We start from the raw sequence: 15,761 nt of genomic DNA, 5'->3' as shown, positions 1-15,761 counted from the left end.
TTCTCCCCCTCCTTTTCACGTGAAACTTATCCAAATACCTTCTTTGGCATGTTTTGTGCCAGCCCGTCGGCCAACACGCTGTTCTCTCTGATCCACTTGAACACCTCGTCCCGCGGATATCTGGCCTTTACGAACTTGGATTTGGGGAATCCCGGTGTAGCCACAATTTTATTAACCGTCGGCTCTTTGACCTGAAAAATTTTTACCAAATCTCTTTTGGTTAAAAGATCCGGATAACCGTACTTTTCCTGCCCATCCCTTAGCCCCTGTTCATAAGCTTCAACAAACAAATCTTTCAAATTCTCTTCAAGCAACTTTGCCTTCAGTTCATCGATACTAATTTGCATCCCATCCACCTTCCTCGTTTAAAAGATTAGATAGCCGAAAGTACAAGTTTTTTGTCCCACCCGGATTAAAGTATGATATTCTTGTACATAATAATTAAAAAAAAGAAAAGAAATATCCTTCTTCAGAATAGAATCTACTCATAACGTATTATCAATTTCCTCCCAGGTATGAATAACTTGTACTATACCTGCATTATAGGTATGATTAACTTGTACGTCAATAGAAAAGTATGATTATTTTGTACTTTTTTATATATCTCTCTTTTATTAAACCTCTATTTCAAGTACAATGTACTTGTACAAATTAATGAAGGTGTGGCTATATGTTAAGAGAACGACTGAAACAGCGGAGAAAAGAACTCAAGTTAACCCAGGAAGAACTGGCTGCAAAACTTCATACGACCAAGGCGACTATAAGCAATTATGAAAGTGGTTATAGTAACCCGCCGAATAAAACCTTGAAAGAACTTGCCAAACACCTTGATACATCCACTGACTATTTATTGGGGGTATCAACATATTCCCCCTCTACCGGTGATATGTCAGTAAAAGAGGAGCCTGCCTTCTATGAGGCGATCAGCGACCCAGAGTTAAAGCGTTGGTATAAGGAATTGCCAAAGTCCGATGAAGAGGATTTGCGGAAGCTTCGTAAAATGTGGGATATCATTAAAAACGAAGAAAAGTAACCACAGAAAGTTAGAGAAAACAAAATGCATTTTAAAATCATTATTCCATAACTATCCTATCTTCCAGAAGATAGGGTATTATTTTAATCCATAACCGAACACCAGTTCTATATTGTAAAGGATTTAAAGGAGTGAGGAGGAATGTCTTTCAACAACTATGAGATGCCCCTATGTATAGAAGACCTTGTAAAAACCATCTATATGGAAATGGACATAACCACGCCGGAAGAGTTGAATACCCGCTGTCTCATGGAAAGGGTATCGGACTATTTCCATATACGGCTCCATTACTTTGATGAGCAAAGTGAAGCAAACAATCTCGGCGGCAATTTTCATATCTTCCTTAATAAAAATCAAAGTTCCCAGAGACAATGGCAGGATTTTGGCCACGAACTTGGGCACATTTTAGGACATGAAGGCTGTCAATTGGGATTGCCTGCACTATTTCGTCATTATCAGGAAGGACAGGCAAAAAAATTCGCTTATCATTTTTGCGTTCCGAGTTTTATGTTATGGCAATTAGATGAAATAGCAGTCTCTGAAATTATGAATATATTTCATATGGAATATCCATTCGCTATGCAACGTCTGGAAATACATAAAAATCTAGTATGGGAGGTCGTGAGAAATGGCAAGCTTTCATAAGTATCAAACCAAAAAAGGTACACGCTGGATGTTCAAGATTTATCTCGGCGTTGATAAAAACTCTGGAAAAAGAAAACGTGTTACAAAACGAGGATTTGCGACGAAGGAGGAAGCAAAAAAAGAAGCTAGGAAACTTGTAAAAGCCAAAGATGAAGGGGTGAACTTCTTCTATAACACCATCACCTTCGATGAATTCAGTGGCAAATGGCTGGAGCTGTATAAAGATGAACGAGGAGTCAAACCTGGTACCATCAGAATCAGACAACACGAGATCAACAATTTAAATAAATATCTTAAAGGCCTGAGAATGATTGATATTACCTGGCAGATTTATCAAAACGTATTATATAAGCTGCACGCCCATTTTTCACAAAATACTTTAGATGGCATTCATCGGACAGGTCGGATGATCTTCAAGAAGGCAATGCAGCATGATATCATTCTTAAAGATCCCACGGAATACGCGTATCTGCCCAAAAGAAACAGTACGGTCGAAGAACTTGAAAATGAAAGGATTTTACCTAGATATATGGAAAAAGAAGATTTGGCCCGGTTTCTTGAGGCAGTTATGGAGGAAGGTCTTGCCATGGATTTTGCCATTTTCTTAACCTTGGCCTATACGGGGTTACGTGTTGGGGAGCTCTGTGCGTTAAAAGAAAGTGATTTACGCATCTCTGAAGAGAAGTTGCTTTCCATCACTAAGACATATTACAACCCTAAGAATAATATAAAAGAATACCAGTTGGTCCCGCCAAAAACGAAAGGCTCCAAACGATTAATTGATATAGATCCTGTCGTCTATGATGCTCTTGGAGAAATAATCCAGGAAAATAAACAAATCCAACAAGAAGCCGAGAAAGATTATCATGACATGAAGTTTATCTTTGCCAATCGGTCGACGTATCCCGGGTACCCACTATATCCAAAGATTATCCAACAGCGCATGACTAGACTGTTGAAAATAGCAGAGATGGATACCAGTCTAACGCCTCATTCCTTTAGGCACACCCATGCAAGTTTATTGGCAGAGGCCGGGGTCAGTTTAGAACGAATCATGGAACGATTAGGACATACTGATGACAAAGTTACCAAATCCGTCTATTTGCATACCACCCAAGCAGTACGGAAAAGAGACTCGGAAAAGTTCGGAAACCTCATGAAGGGGGTAATTAAACGACCTGGAAAATAATGGAATAGGGTCAAAATTAGGGTCACAACACGGAGTTGTGACCCTAAAACACTGTCATATCAAGGTTTATGGGGGTGGGTTTACATCATGCCGCCCATGCCGCCCATTCCACCCATGTCGCCCATACCGCCACCGGCACCGCCATCATTTTCTTCAGGCTTGTCGGCAACAACAGCTTCAGTGGTCAGGAACATTGCTGCAACAGATGCTGCGTTTTGCAGAGCAGAACGGGTAACTTTTGTAGGATCCACGATTCCTGCATCTACCATGTTTACCCATTCACCGGTAGCTGCATTGTATCCAACGCCTACTTCTTCACCTTTCAGACGTTCTACAATGATAGATCCTTCCAGACCGGCATTGTGTGCAATTTGACGTACAGGCTCTTCCATAGCACGGAGAACGATATTTGCACCTGTAGTTTCATCGCCTTCCAGGTTCAGGCCGCTGACTTTATTGTAGATATTGACTAATGCAGTACCACCACCGGCAACAATACCTTCTTCTACTGCTGCACGAGTGGAGTTCAAAGCATCCTCGATACGAAGCTTGCGCTCTTTCAACTCTGTTTCTGTAGCAGCGCCGACTTTGATTACTGCTACACCGCCGGCAAGCTTAGCCAGACGCTCTTGCAGTTTTTCTTTATCGAACTCAGAAGTGGTTTCTTCTGCCTGTGCACGGATTTGGGATACACGGGAAGAAATCGCTTCTGGGTTTCCGGATCCTTCAACAATAGTTGTATTTTCTTTGGTTACAACTACTTTGGAAGCACGGCCCAATTGATCGATATTGGCGCTCTTGAGATCAAGTCCCAGATCTTCTGTGATCACTTCTGCTCCAGTAAGGATGCCGATATCTTCAAGCATTGCTTTACGGCGGTCACCGAATCCAGGAGCTTTTACCGCAACTGCATTGAATGTACCGCGCAGTTTATTGACAACCAATGTTGCAAGTGCTTCGCCTTCAACGTCTTCAGCGATGATCAACAATGGCTTGCCTTGTTGTACTACTTGCTCTAATACTGGAAGCACTTCCTGGATGTTGCCGATTTTCTTATCGGTTACAAGGATGTATGGATCTTCCAGTTCAGCAACCATTTTATCCTGGTCTGTCACCATATACGGGGAAGCATAGCCACGGTCGAACTGCATACCTTCCACTACTTCCAGCTCCGTATTGAAGCCTTTGGATTCTTCGATCGTGATGACACCGTCATTGCCAACGCGCTCCATTGCTTCGGCAATCAGTTTGCCCACTTCATCATCAGCGGAGGAAATTGCTGCTACCTGAGCAATGGATTCCTTGCTTTCAATTGGATTGGAAATGGATTTCAGCTCTTCAACAGCTGAAGCTACTGCTTTTTCGATACCACGGCGGATACCAACAGGGTTGGCACCGGAAGTAACGTTTTTCAGCCCTTCACGGATCATCGCTTGTGCCAGAACGGTAGCGGTAGTAGTACCATCACCGGCAACATCATTTGTTTTGGAGGCTACTTCGGAAACAAGCTGTGCACCCATGTTTTCAAAAGCATCTTCCAATTCGATTTCCTTGGCGATTGTTACACCGTCATTGGTGATAAGCGGGGAACCGAACTTCTTATCCAATACGACATTGCGGCCCTTTGGCCCTAAAGTTACTTTTACTGCATCTGCCAAAGTGTCCACACCGCGAAGCATGGCGCGGCGAGCGTCTTCACTGAATTTAATATCTTTAGCCATAATGTATATCCTCCTTGAAAATGATTTTTGGTTTCATTAAGTATATTTATATTCTTCTGTTTAGCTAACTACTGCCAGGATGTCGCTTTCGCGAAGAATTAAGTATTCGGCACCTTCATATTTCACTTCTGTGCCAGCAAACTTGGAGAAGATGATACGGTCTCCTTCTGAAACCTCAAGTGCTACTCTTTCTCCGTTATCTGTCACTTTTCCGGAACCGACGGCTACAATTTTCCCTTCCTGCGGTTTTTCTTGTGCAGAATCTGGAAGTACGATACCGCTTGCAGTTTTTTCTTCTTGTTCTACAAGCTCAATTACTACGCGATCTCCTAGTGGTTTAATCATGTAGAAAGCCTCCTTAATCCTCATTGATTTAATTTTTATTAGCACTTGATAGCGCCGAGTGCTAATTACAATTTATATAATAAATAATCCACTTTAAAAATGCAAGCATTGTAACTGTAAATTTTTATTATAATTTTTGAGTGGCGCAGCCGATTTATCAGTTCACCTCTACGCCCTGCAGTCATTCTATTATAATAGATTTATGAGGTATGATAAAATGATTACTATGCATGGAGAATAATATTGTTTTTGCATAGTTCGAAGCCGCTGCCGGCAGTATGTTTGCTGCCGTTCACTTATGACAAATCGTTCAAAAGGAGTCGTTGTACTTTGCCGAAACGTTACTGGTGGGTTATTGTCACTTATGTTATTATGCAGTTCTCTGTTATTATCGGGGCACCCGTTCTATATGCTCTATTTCCAATTACAGATTTTGAAGCTGTCATCTATTGGTCCATTCTTAGCTTCATTGCCGCTTTGATTGTTACGCTCCTGTTGATGAGGCCCGATATGAAAGAAGGAAGCGCAAGGGATGCTTCTTCCCTGAGTACCGTAGTTGTCTGGTCTGTCCTCGGTGTTTTTATGGCCTTTGCTGCACAGACAATTGCCGGCCTTATTGAGATGGAACTGCTCGGAATTGAATCGGGCTCGGAGAACACCCAGCAGATCATGGATATTACAAGGGCTGCACCAATCTTTATGATTATCCCTGCATTGATTGCCCCCATATTGGAAGAACTCATTTTCCGAAAGATTATCTTTGGAAGCCTTTATAAACGGATGAATTTCTTCTTTGCGGCATTGCTATCCGCTTTGGTCTTCGGTTTCATCCATTTGGATCCGACCCACATTCTGGTTTATGCTTCCATGGGGTTTGTCTTTGCATTTTTATACGTGCGCACCAAACGGATTATTGTTCCCATCATCGTCCATGCGGCGATGAACACCATCGTTGTTCTTGCTCAATACGGGCTTACTCCTGAGGAAATCGAGCGTATGCAGCGTCAGTTGGAGCAGCAGATGATTCTTATAGGAGGTTAAGCATGAGAATTTCCCCGCTCACATCGGCAATTATCTATTTTGCCATGGGTGCTGTCTTTATATACGCAGCCATACAGACAGCTGATGAAACCATTTGGAATTTCACTACCATCCTTCTCGCAATAGTTGCTACGATGGATTTTGGAGTGGCGTTCCGTATGGTAAACATCCATTTTCAGATCAAGAAAAGAAATAAGAAGAAGTAGTGCCCAACTGAATGACACGCACCTTCCCAGTCAGATAAAAAACCTGTCAAACAACTAGTTCGACAGGTTTTTTATCTATTGCTCGGATGAATCAAGAGGATAGTGCTTTAAGAAATACACCAATGCCTGCAATTCCACAGCCAGGTCGATATGGTGCACGCGCACATGGGAAGGCACCGTTATCCTTGCAGGAGTGAAGTTTAGAATACCCTCAATCCCAAATTCAACCAGACGCTCCGTAACACGATCTGCCTCTTGTGCCGGGATGGTGAGAATTGCCACTTTCATTCCTGCCATCCTCTTTTCCATTTCATCTATATGGTAGACAGGGACCCCTCCAATATCTGTCCCGACCTTCTCCGGATCGGCATCAAAAGCCATTTTTATCTTGATATTATTGTTCTTCATAAAATTATAATTCAAAAAAGCGGTGCCAAGATTACCTACACCAATCAGGGCCACATCTGTGACTTCATCCTGATCGAGAGTTTCCCGGAAGAAACCCAGCAGGTATTCCACATTATATCCATATCCTTTTTTCCCCAGGGCCCCAAAGTAAGAAAAATCTCTGCGGATTGTGGCAGAATCCACTTTGACCGCTTCACTAAGCTCCTTGGAAGATACTCGGGCTTTTCCCTGCTGATTAAGATTATTTAGAAAACGGTAATATAATGGCAGACGTTTGGCGGTAGCCTGTGGGATGTTATTCTGTACCATAAATATTCCTCTTTTCGGTCCTGTTTGATTACTCATCTACATTTTACCAGAAAAAACGGAAAAAGTCGTGATTCCTTTCACAATTTGATTGCCTGGCGAATCCCATATAAGATAGACTTGAATAGATGAGGTGAACAAAAATGATACTGATGCAATTAAATGGAGTTTCCAAATCCTTCGGGGCCGAGGAGATTCTCAGCAATGTAAAAATGGAGATAAAAGACCGCGACCGTATTGCCATCGTCGGCAGGAACGGTGCCGGTAAATCCACCCTCCTTAAAATAATGGCCGGCGAGTATACATACGATGATGGAGAACTTTTCCAGCCAAAGGAAACAACCATCGGATATCTTTCCCAGCATACTTCCCTGGAATCGGACAAAACAATCTGGGAAGAGATGCTGGAGGTCTTCCAGCACCTGATCGACCGTGAACAGGATCTCAGGGAACTGGAACAGAAAATGGGGAATGAGGTGTCCTCGGACAAATCACAAAAGCTCCTGGAAGAGTATGACCGCCTCCAGCAGGCCTTCCAGCATGACGGAGGATATATGTACGAAGCAGAAATAAAGTCGGTGTTGAGCGGGCTGAATTTCCAGGACTACAGTTATGATACGCCCATACGGGAATTGAGCGGAGGACAGAAAACCCGCCTGGCTCTCGGGAAGCTTTTATTAACCAAACCGTCCCTCCTTATATTGGATGAGCCCACAAACCATCTGGATATTGAAACGCTTGGCTGGTTGGAAAATTACCTTAACGGGTATCCTGGGGCAATTACCATTGTCTCCCACGATCGATATTTCCTTGATAAAACAGTGAACATTGTCTATGAAGTTTCCAGACATAGGACAAAGAAATATCATGGCAGCTATAGTAAATTTCTCGAACAGAAAGCACGGGACTACGAACAGGAATTGAAAGAGTACGAGAAACAGCAGACAGAGATTAAGAAGATGGAAGATTTCATCCAGCGAAATATTGTGAGGGCTTCTACTACGAAAAGGGCACAAAGCAGAAGGAAGCAAATGGAGAAAATGGAAAAAGTGGACAGACCTCTGGGAGAGGAAGGATCAGCCAATTTTTCCTTTCAGATCAATAGAAGGAGCGGCAATGATGTTCTGAGAATAAATAATCTCAGCTTCGGTTATGAGGATGACAGTGAGCCGCTCTTCTCTCATGTGAATTTAGAGGTGAACAGAGGAGAACGTATCGCACTAGTAGGCCCCAATGGAGTCGGAAAAACTACCCTATTAAAGATCATTATGGGAAGATATCAGCCTCGCGAAGGATCGATACAGGAAGGTGCCAATGTCCAAATAGGCTATTACGACCAGGAACAAGCAGACCTTTCTTCATCCAAAACCGTATTGGATGAGTTATGGGATGAACACCGTACAGTGAATGAGAAAGATATTCGGACGATACTCGGGAACTTCTTGTTCTCTGGTGATGATGTACTAAAGCCTGTCAATTCGCTGAGCGGCGGTGAAAAAGCCCGCTTGGCCCTTGCCAAACTGATGATGCAAAAAGCAAATCTGCTGATATTGGATGAGCCGACCAACCATTTGGACATTGATAGTAAAGAAGTACTGGAGGCAGCGCTTCAGGATTTCCCAGGAACGATCTTATTTGTTTCCCATGACCGATATTTTATCAACCGCATCACAGACCAAGTCGCTGAAATGAACCGGGATGGTATGACAGTCTATCTCGGAGATTATGATTATTATATGGAGAAGAAGGCGGAAGAGGCGGAAATTGCCAGGCTCCAGCAGACAGAAGAAGTGATCAATAGAACTGATAATAAAGCCCGGAGCTACCGAGAGGATAAAAAAATACAGAGAGAAGAACGCAAGAAGCTAAGACGTATCCAGGAAGTAGAAGAAGAAGTGGAGAAACTGGAATCAGACTTAGTTTCTCTGGAAGCACAAATGGCAGAGCCTGCAGTCTATCAAGATCATGAAAAAGCATTAGAACTTACAAAACAAACCGGTGAGCTCAAACAGAAGATAGAACAGCTGATGGAGGAGTGGACAGTTCTTCAAGAAGAATAAACAAGACACCCGTATGGAATCCATACGGGTGTCTATCATTTAAATAGATAATCATTCTGAATCGTATGCTCCACTGCCACACGGTAGATCAGGCCGAAGCCTATCATCGTGGACAACACACTGCTCCCTCCGTAACTTACTAACAGAAGAGGAATCCCCGTAATCGGCATAACGCCCAAGGTCATACCAATATTCTGGAATACATGGATCAGCAAGACACTGAAGTAACCAAAACATAGATAAGCCCCAAATGGAGAATGACTGTATGTGTTGAGCCCAAGGGTTACGAGTTTATATAAGAACATAAAATAAAGAAAAATGACCAATGCACTCCCAATAAAGCCGAAACTCTCGCCTATCACCGAGAAGATGAAGTCAGTATGTGCTTCAGGGTACGGCACCTCCAGACTGTCCATCCCTTTGCCAAACAGCTGGCCTGATCCGAGAGCCATATAGGCCCGGTCAAAGTGAAAGGTAGCATCGCTGGACTGTTGGGTAGGGTCGAACCAAGTAAGAATCCTGTTAATCTGGTATCCTTTAATTCCGATCATATTCTGTGCCAGCTCTGGAAAACGAATGATAAATCCAAGCAGGGCAGCAGCCAATACAGTACTGGAAGCTACCAATGCCGTTATGATCTTCCAGCTGATGCCTGATAGAATAATAAACATCCCCAGTACAAATACATACACCATAGCAGTCCCGAAATCGGGCTGCATCATAATTAGTACTACAGGTGTGGCAACGATGAGAATAAGTTTGACCAATAATAATGTATCTGATTTTAAAGTTGGTGCCCCATTTTTAGACCGGTGTCTAGTGACAACAGCTGATAAATAGAGAATGGTGGACATCTTCACGAATTCTGCCGGCTGAAGCGATAGGCCCGGGAACTGGAACCAGCTTTTAGCCCCGTTAACTGGGTATGCTATACTCGGTGGACTGATTAATAGCACAAACAACATGAAGACACCAAAAATGTATATAAATGTACTTGCCTTATATAATTGATCCAAGTCAAAATACTGGATGGCTGCAACGAGACAGATCCCCACTGCAAACCAAAGTATCTGTTTCAGCACAAAGTTCTCGTTGCCGTACTGTTCCAGCTGTTGGGCATTATAGATGGCCAACAGACTAACACTAACAAACATAATGAACAGAATGATCAAGTCACTCTGCATATAATAAGATTGCTTTTTATTCATTGCAGTATCACCAAATTTCTCTCCGCTTCCCCAAATTTATCCACAGGCTGTTTATCCGCCGATCCTATTTAAAATGAAGTTGCCAACAATGTTATGCACACTATCCACACCAACCATTGATATTATCCACTAATTTGTCCACATTAAAAAGATGCATATTGATAGTATATCATACAGGTTACCCACATATTTGTGGATAACCTGTTTATTTTAATAACAAAGAAGCACTGGCATTTAAGTCCAGCCCTGCCGTGTTCCCTTTTTCATAGGAAATCGTACCGGCTGCTGCAATCATAGCAGCATTATCCGTACACAGCTTTAATGGAGGGATCATTAAAGGAGTTCCTGTTCCGCTGAATTTCTGTTCTAAAGCTCTTCGCAGACCTTGATTTGCCGCTACACCGCCTGCAACAATTACTTGCTTCACTTGAAATTCCTCAGCCGCCCGAAACGTTTTCTCAGTAAGCACCTCTACTACGCTTGACTGAAAGCTTGCAGCTATATCCTCTTTTTTCAGTATTTCTCCACGCTGTTTGGCATTGTGGATTTTATTGATCACCGAGGACTTCAAGCCGCTAAAACTGAAATCATAGCTTCCTTCTTCCAGCCAGGCTCTTGGAAATTCAATAGTTTCTTCTCCTGATGCTGCAAGACGGTCAATATGCGGCCCCCCGGGATAGGGGAGTTCCAGCATCCTGGCAACCTTGTCGTATGCCTCCCCTGCGGCATCGTCCCTTGTTTCCCCGATAACCTGATAATCACCATGGCCACGCATCAGGACGAGCTCTGTGTGTCCTCCTGAGACGATTAAAGCCAGCAAAGGGAAAGTAAATTCACTTTCCAGGCGGTTGGCATAAATATGACCGGCAATATGATGGACACCTACCAAAGGTTTGCTCTTTGCAAATGCCAATGCTTTCGCAGTATTGACTCCGACCAAAAGAGCACCTACAAGACCAGGCCCTTCCGTCACTGCTATCGCGTCAATATCATCCCAGCCCATTCCAGCCTGGTCAAACGCTTCCTCTAGCACCAATGTTATTTGCTCGACATGGTGTCGTGAAGCTATCTCCGGAACCACCCCGCCGAAACGCTTATGGCTTTCAATCTGAGAGGCAACCACATTGGAAACAATTTCCCTCCCATTTCTAACAATAGCGACAGCCGTTTCATCACAGCTGGTTTCTATGCCTAAAATAATTTTATCTTTATTCATCGCAGATTCACCCACATCACTATAGCATCTTCCTGGTTATCCGTGTAATAATTTTTTCTGACTCCACCAGGTACGAGTCCAAATTTCCGATATAGCCGCTGAGCCGGAAGATTGGATTTCCTCACTTCCAACGACAGCCGGGTTACTCCCATCATGGCCGTCTGCTGGAGAAGGTACTGAAAGAGCTTCTGTCCCATCTTCTTTCCCCGGTACTCCGGATGGATGGCTATGTTGGTGATCTGTGCATCATCCAACACTACCCAAATGCCGGCATACCCTACTATCTTTTGATTTATCTCTATGACGAAGTAGTGGGCATGGCGGTTATCGATAAGCTCCTGATAAAAAATATCCGTTGTCCAGGGAGTCGAGAAAGAGGCACGCTCCACCTCCATCACCGCTTCTACATCCCCAGTTTCCATCTTCCTTATATTGCAATCCATCATTTTTCTTGTCCTTTTTGGGCTTTCAGCCATTTAGCTTCTGCCTCCGCCAAGCGAAGATAGTTTGGAGTCAAGTTGTGCTTGTCATCCGTTTCTTTCTCCAACCCTGCAAGGGCCAAATGACTCGGCTTCGGGAGATGATATGGAAATTCAGGTATAACCGCCAAGTCGCCAAGATGTTTCCTGATCAAATCTTTATGCTTGGAAATATCCGGGCTCAGAAAAAGGACTTCCCTCTTTTTGGCGGCCAATTCCTTCAATAGATCTTCCATCAGAATATTGGCTTCTTCCCGAATAGGTAATAAATTTCTACCTTGCCATTCGTATACTACACTGTATACCAGGCCTCTTCGCGCATCAAAAAAAGGACAGACCATCCCGTCAAAAAAACGGCCCTGATATCCGAGCACTTCCAGACTGGAGACCCCTGTTACCGGAATATCAAGAGCCCACGCCATCGATTTAGCGGTAGCTAGGCCAATACGTACTCCTGTATAGGAGCCAGGACCCTTGGCAACAACAATCCGGTCGAGATTCTCTGGCACCATGCCTACCTCTTGCATTAATTGGTCAATAGCAGGCATCAGTCTGACTGAATGGTTCTTGGCCAAGTTTGTCGTTATTTCACCAACTAACTCGCCATTCCTCAGAACAGCAACGCCCATAATTTGGTTTGATGTATCCATTGCAAGTGTATTCATCTTTATAGATAGCTCCTTACTTTACACACCAGCGCGCAGCATCTCCCGGACGACCCGTTGATAATGTTTGCCTCGCGGTGTGAGTTCCAATGTTCTTCTATTTTCATCCACATAACTGATTTTAATTGCCAATCTCTCTTCCGGCAATAGTTCTTCAATAAATTGGGGCCACTCCACAATGGATACTCCATCGCCATGCAAATATTCCTCCAGGCCTATATCCTCCTCGGAATCTTCCAGACGGTAAACATCCATATGATACAGCGGTATCTCTCCTTCATATTCCTTTACTATAGTAAAAGTAGGACTGCTTACCGTGCGTTCTATCCCTAAACCTTGAGCAATCCCTTTCGTAAAAGTCGTCTTCCCTGCCCCAAGATCACCCTCAAGAGTCAAAACATCTCCGGGCTTTAAAAAGGAAGAAAGCCTAACTGCCAACTGTATTGTTTCCAAATCAGTATTGGTCTGTACTATTTCTGTCATTTACGATGTCACCTACTTTAAATGGGTATATCCTTCACTATATAATGGAATCTTTCCATTATCCGTAATCAAATAAACTTTTGAGGATAAAGAGCGTTCCGCTACATACCCTATTGGAGTCACTACTGTGTCCGTATTGCTTGCCGCTTCTTTTACACTCTCCCAATCGTCTTCCGCGACTGTACCAACCAACTCAAAATCCTCTCCCCCATAGAGTTTCCATTTATGCTGCAAATCAACGGGGAATTGAGGATATTGAGGGCTGACTGGCAGATCCTTTTCATTCAGTATAATAGTCACCTGTGAAGCGTCTGCAATTTCGTTCACCTCATTTGCAAGCCCATCACTGATATCATTTAAGGACACCCTTTTAATCCCACTGAGTTTCGCAGCAAAATCCACTCTAGGAGAGGGCATTCTATGACGTTCGATGAAATAGCTTTCCTCTTCATATTCCCCTTTATTGGCAAGGATATGAAAGCCTGCCTGCGAATCGCCAAGTGAACCTGTAACAAATACCAAGTCACCTTGCCGGGCTGAACTGCGATATCGGGCTCTCCCCGGCTCCGTATAACCAATGACGGTAATGGAGATGGAAAGTTCTTTACCGGATACCGTATCACCACCGATTAAATCCATCCTATACAAAGAGGCCAAGGATTCCATCCCGGAAAATATGCTTCCTGCATCCTCATTCGACAAATCGGCTGGTATAACGATGGAAACTAAATAAAAAGCAGGTACAGCACCCATGGCAGCCAGATCACTAATATTAGCCGCAAGTGCGCGATAACCTGCATGAAAAGGAGACATGGTATATTTGGCAAAATGTACATTTTCCACCATTGTATCTACAGAAGTCACTATATCCTTGTTCTGCTGGCGGAACACTGCCGCATCGTCGCCTACACCTTTAAGCAGTGTCGGCTGTTTATAATATTTTTGTTTAATCGAATCAATAAATGAAAATTCATCCATAAGTCATCACCATTTTTTTAATCTCTATTAACTATAGCAAAAAGAAACAAAAAAGGAAAAATAAAAGGTGGAGGCAGCTAAGCAGAGTACCTTGAAAGAAAGTGTGAGGTTAGGTTCTATTAACCATTTTTATGTCTGGGTAAATAAAAAAACACACGATTCACTTCAAATCATGTGTGAGTATGTATGCTAATATAAAAGTGGCGGTCCGGACGGGACTCGAACCCGCGACCTCCTGCGTGACAGGCAGGCATTCTAACCAACTGAACTACCGGACCGTATTAAAGATGCTAATTACTACTATTAAAGAAATTGGTTGCACTTTCAGTACTACTATTAAAGAAATTGGTTGCGGGAGCAGGATTTGAACCTGCGACCTCTGGGTTATGAGCCCAACGAGCTACCAGACTGCTCCATCCCGCGATATTAATAAAAATGTTGCTGCCTGGCCNGACACCAATCAATCCTACCGAATGTCTTAGCTTTTGCAGAAGCAATGCTTCTGCTTGTTTATAAGAAAAAACGAGTTGTTTCTTCTTGACATACTGGTTGTTTTGTTCAGTTTTCAAAGAGCAAATTGAAAATGGTGGAGCCTAGCGGGATCGAACCGCTGACCTCCTGCGTGCAAGGCAGGCGCTCTCCCAGCTGAGCTAAGGCCCCTAAATAATATTTAAATGGTCGGGAAGACAGGATTCGAACCTGCGACCCCATGGTCCCAAACCATGTGCTCTACCAAGCTGAGCTACTTCCCGTATATGGCGCGCCCGAGAGGAGTCGAACCCCTAACCTCTTGATCCGTAGTCAAACGCTCTATCCAATTGAGCTACGGGCGCCTGTAATGCCGAGGGCCGGACTCGAACCGGCACGGTAGAACCTACCGCAGGATTTTAAGTCCTGTGCGTCTGCCAATTCCGCCACCCCGGCGCGGAGAAAGCGGAAGACGGGATTCGAACCCGCGACCCCCACCTTGGCAAGGTGGTGTTCTACCACTGAACTACTTCCGCATGGCATAAAAGTGATAATGGTGCGGGTGAAGGGACTTGAACCCCCACATCATAAGATACTAGATCCTAAATCTAGCGCGTCTGCCAATTCCGCCACACCCGCATAAGATGGTGAGCCATGGAGGATTCGAACCTCCGACCCTCTGATTAAAAGTCAGATGCTCTGCCAGCTGAGCTAATGGCTCGTACAAACACCATTTATATATATATATCTATATAGTTGTTAAGGTGGTGCCGGCCAGAGGACTTGAACCCCCAACCTACTGATTACAAGTCAGTTGCTCTACCAATTGAGCTAGGCCGGCATTTATATGGTGGAGGATGCAGGGCTCGAACCTGCGACCCCCTGCTTGTAAGGCAGGTGCTCTCCCAGCTGAGCTAATCCTCCACATACAGGTTTGCGCCTGTTTGTATAAGTCTTAATAGTAAAAATGCATTTAAAATATTGCATTTGCCTGGCAGCGTCCTACTCTTGCAGGGACAAAGTCCCAACTACCATCGGCGCTGGAGAGCTTAACTTCTGTGTTCGGCATGGGAACAGGTGTGACCTCTCCGCCATCGCCACCAGACAAGGTGAAAATCAATGACAAGAATCATTATACGCATTTTTTGACGAAAATGCAAGGGTTTTTTATAAAAATGTTATAATTTGCACCCTGAAAACTAAATAAGAGTAAATACCGTGACATGGTAAAGAATGTAGTTAAGTCCTCGATCGATTAGTATTCGTCAGCTCCACGTGTCACCACGCTTCCACCTCGAACCTATCAACCT

At 43.7% G+C, this 15,761-nt stretch carries 16 protein-coding genes, 11 tRNA genes and 1 rRNA gene; 6 read left to right on the top strand and 22 right to left on the bottom strand.

The features are described 5' to 3' along the window. Positions 1–26: 26 nt before the first annotated feature. Positions 27–347: a hypothetical protein gene (locus ACFODW_RS04230; protein ID WP_390303442.1), complete on the bottom strand. Its 321-nt coding sequence runs from the start codon at positions 345–347 to the stop codon at positions 27–29. Positions 348–670: 323 nt separating this feature from the next. Between ACFODW_RS04230 and ACFODW_RS04225 the strand changes: the two genes are divergently transcribed. The 3 genes from ACFODW_RS04225 (at position 671) to ACFODW_RS04215 (ending at position 2,867) form a co-directional block, all read left to right on the top strand. Continuing rightward, complete coding sequence (locus tag ACFODW_RS04225; RefSeq protein WP_390303439.1) at positions 671–1,033, top strand: helix-turn-helix domain-containing protein; 363 nt, start codon at positions 671–673, stop codon at positions 1,031–1,033. 141 nt (positions 1,034–1,174) lie between these two features. Further along, complete coding sequence (locus ACFODW_RS04220) at positions 1,175–1,678, top strand: ImmA/IrrE family metallo-endopeptidase (protein WP_390303436.1); 504 nt, start codon at positions 1,175–1,177, stop codon at positions 1,676–1,678. Beyond that, positions 1,662–2,867: a site-specific integrase gene (locus ACFODW_RS04215; RefSeq protein WP_390303433.1), complete on the top strand. Its 1,206-nt coding sequence runs from the start codon at positions 1,662–1,664 to the stop codon at positions 2,865–2,867. Before ACFODW_RS04220 ends, ACFODW_RS04215 begins: the two co-directional genes overlap by 17 nt. Before the next feature lie 80 nt (positions 2,868–2,947). Here the strand turns inward: ACFODW_RS04215 and groL are convergent, their stop codons facing one another. Together groL and groES are read right to left on the bottom strand one after the other, a co-directional pair. Further along, positions 2,948–4,588 carry a chaperonin GroEL gene (gene groL, locus ACFODW_RS04210; RefSeq protein ID WP_390303430.1) on the bottom strand — a complete coding sequence of 547 codons (1,641 nt, stop codon included), beginning with the start codon at positions 4,586–4,588 and terminating at the stop codon, positions 2,948–2,950. 60 nt (positions 4,589–4,648) lie between these two features. Next, the gene (groES, locus tag ACFODW_RS04205; RefSeq protein WP_390303427.1) at positions 4,649–4,933 is read right to left on the bottom strand and encodes a co-chaperone GroES; all 285 of its coding nucleotides are present in this window, start codon (positions 4,931–4,933) and stop codon (positions 4,649–4,651) included. A 330-nt stretch (positions 4,934–5,263) separates the two neighbouring features. Here groES and ACFODW_RS04200 point away from each other — a divergent pair, with 330 nt between their 5' ends. Next, positions 5,264–5,974, top strand: a complete 711-nt coding sequence (locus tag ACFODW_RS04200) for a CPBP family intramembrane glutamic endopeptidase (RefSeq protein ID WP_390303424.1) — start codon at positions 5,264–5,266, stop codon at positions 5,972–5,974. A 2-nt stretch (positions 5,975–5,976) separates the two neighbouring features. After that, positions 5,977–6,180: a YdiK family protein gene (locus ACFODW_RS04195; protein ID WP_390303421.1), complete on the top strand. Its 204-nt coding sequence runs from the start codon at positions 5,977–5,979 to the stop codon at positions 6,178–6,180. A gap of 75 nt (positions 6,181–6,255) precedes the next feature. On the opposite strand, the gene ACFODW_RS04190 is transcribed toward ACFODW_RS04195, so the two are convergent. Next, complete coding sequence (locus tag ACFODW_RS04190) at positions 6,256–6,897, bottom strand: redox-sensing transcriptional repressor Rex (protein ID WP_390303418.1); 642 nt, start codon at positions 6,895–6,897, stop codon at positions 6,256–6,258. Positions 6,898–7,037: 140 nt separating this feature from the next. Between ACFODW_RS04190 and ACFODW_RS04185 the strand changes: the two genes are divergently transcribed. Then, positions 7,038–8,954: an ABC-F family ATP-binding cassette domain-containing protein gene (locus tag ACFODW_RS04185; protein WP_390303415.1), complete on the top strand. Its 1,917-nt coding sequence runs from the start codon at positions 7,038–7,040 to the stop codon at positions 8,952–8,954. Between the two features lie 35 nt (positions 8,955–8,989). On the opposite strand, the gene ACFODW_RS04180 is transcribed toward ACFODW_RS04185, so the two are convergent. From ACFODW_RS04180 to rrf, 18 genes are all read right to left on the bottom strand, one after another. Then, positions 8,990–10,162, bottom strand: a complete 1,173-nt coding sequence (locus tag ACFODW_RS04180) for an FtsW/RodA/SpoVE family cell cycle protein (protein WP_390303412.1) — start codon at positions 10,160–10,162, stop codon at positions 8,990–8,992. 205 nt (positions 10,163–10,367) lie between these two features. Continuing rightward, positions 10,368–11,378, bottom strand: coding sequence for a tRNA (adenosine(37)-N6)-threonylcarbamoyltransferase complex transferase subunit TsaD (tsaD, locus tag ACFODW_RS04175; protein ID WP_390303409.1), 1,011 nt, complete (start codon positions 11,376–11,378; stop codon positions 10,368–10,370). Further along, entirely contained in the window at positions 11,375–11,824 is a 450-nt protein-coding gene (rimI, locus tag ACFODW_RS04170) for a ribosomal protein S18-alanine N-acetyltransferase (RefSeq protein ID WP_390303769.1), read from the bottom strand. Before rimI ends, tsaD begins: the two co-directional genes overlap by 4 nt. Continuing rightward, positions 11,821–12,522, bottom strand: coding sequence for a tRNA (adenosine(37)-N6)-threonylcarbamoyltransferase complex dimerization subunit type 1 TsaB (gene tsaB / locus ACFODW_RS04165; RefSeq protein WP_390303406.1), 702 nt, complete (start codon positions 12,520–12,522; stop codon positions 11,821–11,823). The genes rimI and tsaB overlap by 4 nt, the downstream gene beginning before the upstream one ends. A 21-nt stretch (positions 12,523–12,543) precedes the next feature. Next, positions 12,544–13,005 (bottom strand): tRNA (adenosine(37)-N6)-threonylcarbamoyltransferase complex ATPase subunit type 1 TsaE, encoded by a 462-nt coding sequence (gene tsaE, locus ACFODW_RS04160; RefSeq protein WP_390303403.1) that lies wholly within the window; start codon positions 13,003–13,005, stop codon positions 12,544–12,546. Positions 13,006–13,017: 12 nt separating this feature from the next. Then, positions 13,018–13,983, bottom strand: coding sequence for a thiamine-phosphate kinase (gene thiL / locus ACFODW_RS04155; protein ID WP_390303400.1), 966 nt, complete (start codon positions 13,981–13,983; stop codon positions 13,018–13,020). 201 nt (positions 13,984–14,184) lie between these two features. Continuing rightward, a tRNA-Asp gene (locus ACFODW_RS04150) sits at positions 14,185–14,261 on the bottom strand. A gap of 68 nt (positions 14,262–14,329) precedes the next feature. Next, positions 14,330–14,406: transfer RNA gene (locus ACFODW_RS04145), tRNA-Met, on the bottom strand. Positions 14,407–14,567: 161 nt separating this feature from the next. Next, positions 14,568–14,643, bottom strand: a tRNA-Ala gene (locus ACFODW_RS04140). A gap of 15 nt (positions 14,644–14,658) precedes the next feature. Next, positions 14,659–14,735 (bottom strand) — tRNA-Pro (locus tag ACFODW_RS04135). Positions 14,736–14,739: 4 nt separating this feature from the next. Continuing rightward, positions 14,740–14,816 (bottom strand) — tRNA-Arg (locus ACFODW_RS04130). A 6-nt stretch (positions 14,817–14,822) separates the two neighbouring features. Beyond that, a tRNA-Leu gene (locus tag ACFODW_RS04125) sits at positions 14,823–14,907 on the bottom strand. An 8-nt stretch (positions 14,908–14,915) separates the two neighbouring features. Continuing rightward, positions 14,916–14,987 (bottom strand) — tRNA-Gly (locus ACFODW_RS04120). Between the two features lie 18 nt (positions 14,988–15,005). Then, positions 15,006–15,090 (bottom strand) — tRNA-Leu (locus ACFODW_RS04115). A gap of 6 nt (positions 15,091–15,096) precedes the next feature. Next, positions 15,097–15,172: transfer RNA gene (locus ACFODW_RS04110), tRNA-Lys, on the bottom strand. 44 nt (positions 15,173–15,216) lie between these two features. Continuing rightward, a tRNA-Thr gene (locus tag ACFODW_RS04105) sits at positions 15,217–15,292 on the bottom strand. 7 nt (positions 15,293–15,299) lie between these two features. Beyond that, positions 15,300–15,375, bottom strand: a tRNA-Val gene (locus tag ACFODW_RS04100). 65 nt (positions 15,376–15,440) lie between these two features. Beyond that, positions 15,441–15,556, bottom strand: a 5S ribosomal RNA gene (gene rrf, locus ACFODW_RS04095). Between the last annotated feature and the right edge of the window lie 205 nt (positions 15,557–15,761).

The sequence above is a fragment of the Virgibacillus sediminis genome (genome assembly GCF_042643265.1).
Taxonomy (GTDB): Bacteria; Bacillota; Bacilli; order Bacillales; family Amphibacillaceae; genus Virgibacillus_O; species Virgibacillus_O sediminis.
This window is presented reverse-complemented; position numbering and strand designations above follow the sequence as displayed.

Coding starts and splice junctions, on each gene's coding strand:
- ACFODW_RS04230 (WP_390303442.1), bottom strand. CDS start 347: ATGCAAATTAGTATCGATGAACTGAAGGCAAAGTTGCTTGAAGAGAAT.
- ACFODW_RS04225 (WP_390303439.1), top strand. CDS start 671: ATGTTAAGAGAACGACTGAAACAGCGGAGAAAAGAACTCAAGTTAACC.
- ACFODW_RS04220 (WP_390303436.1), top strand. CDS start 1,175: ATGTCTTTCAACAACTATGAGATGCCCCTATGTATAGAAGACCTTGTA.
- ACFODW_RS04215 (WP_390303433.1), top strand. CDS start 1,662: ATGGCAAGCTTTCATAAGTATCAAACCAAAAAAGGTACACGCTGGATG.
- groL (WP_390303430.1), bottom strand. CDS start 4,588: ATGGCTAAAGATATTAAATTCAGTGAAGACGCTCGCCGCGCCATGCTT.
- groES (WP_390303427.1), bottom strand. CDS start 4,933: ATGATTAAACCACTAGGAGATCGCGTAGTAATTGAGCTTGTAGAACAA.
- ACFODW_RS04195 (WP_390303421.1), top strand. CDS start 5,977: ATGAGAATTTCCCCGCTCACATCGGCAATTATCTATTTTGCCATGGGT.
- ACFODW_RS04190 (WP_390303418.1), bottom strand. CDS start 6,897: ATGGTACAGAATAACATCCCACAGGCTACCGCCAAACGTCTGCCATTA.
- ACFODW_RS04185 (WP_390303415.1), top strand. CDS start 7,038: ATGATACTGATGCAATTAAATGGAGTTTCCAAATCCTTCGGGGCCGAG.
- ACFODW_RS04180 (WP_390303412.1), bottom strand. CDS start 10,162: ATGAATAAAAAGCAATCTTATTATATGCAGAGTGACTTGATCATTCTG.
- tsaD (WP_390303409.1), bottom strand. CDS start 11,378: ATGAATAAAGATAAAATTATTTTAGGCATAGAAACCAGCTGTGATGAA.
- rimI (WP_390303769.1), bottom strand. CDS start 11,824: ATGATGGATTGCAATATAAGGAAGATGGAAACTGGGGATGTAGAAGCG.
- tsaB (WP_390303406.1), bottom strand. CDS start 12,522: ATGAATACACTTGCAATGGATACATCAAACCAAATTATGGGCGTTGCT.
- tsaE (WP_390303403.1), bottom strand. CDS start 13,005: ATGACAGAAATAGTACAGACCAATACTGATTTGGAAACAATACAGTTG.
- thiL (WP_390303400.1), bottom strand. CDS start 13,983: ATGGATGAATTTTCATTTATTGATTCGATTAAACAAAAATATTATAAA.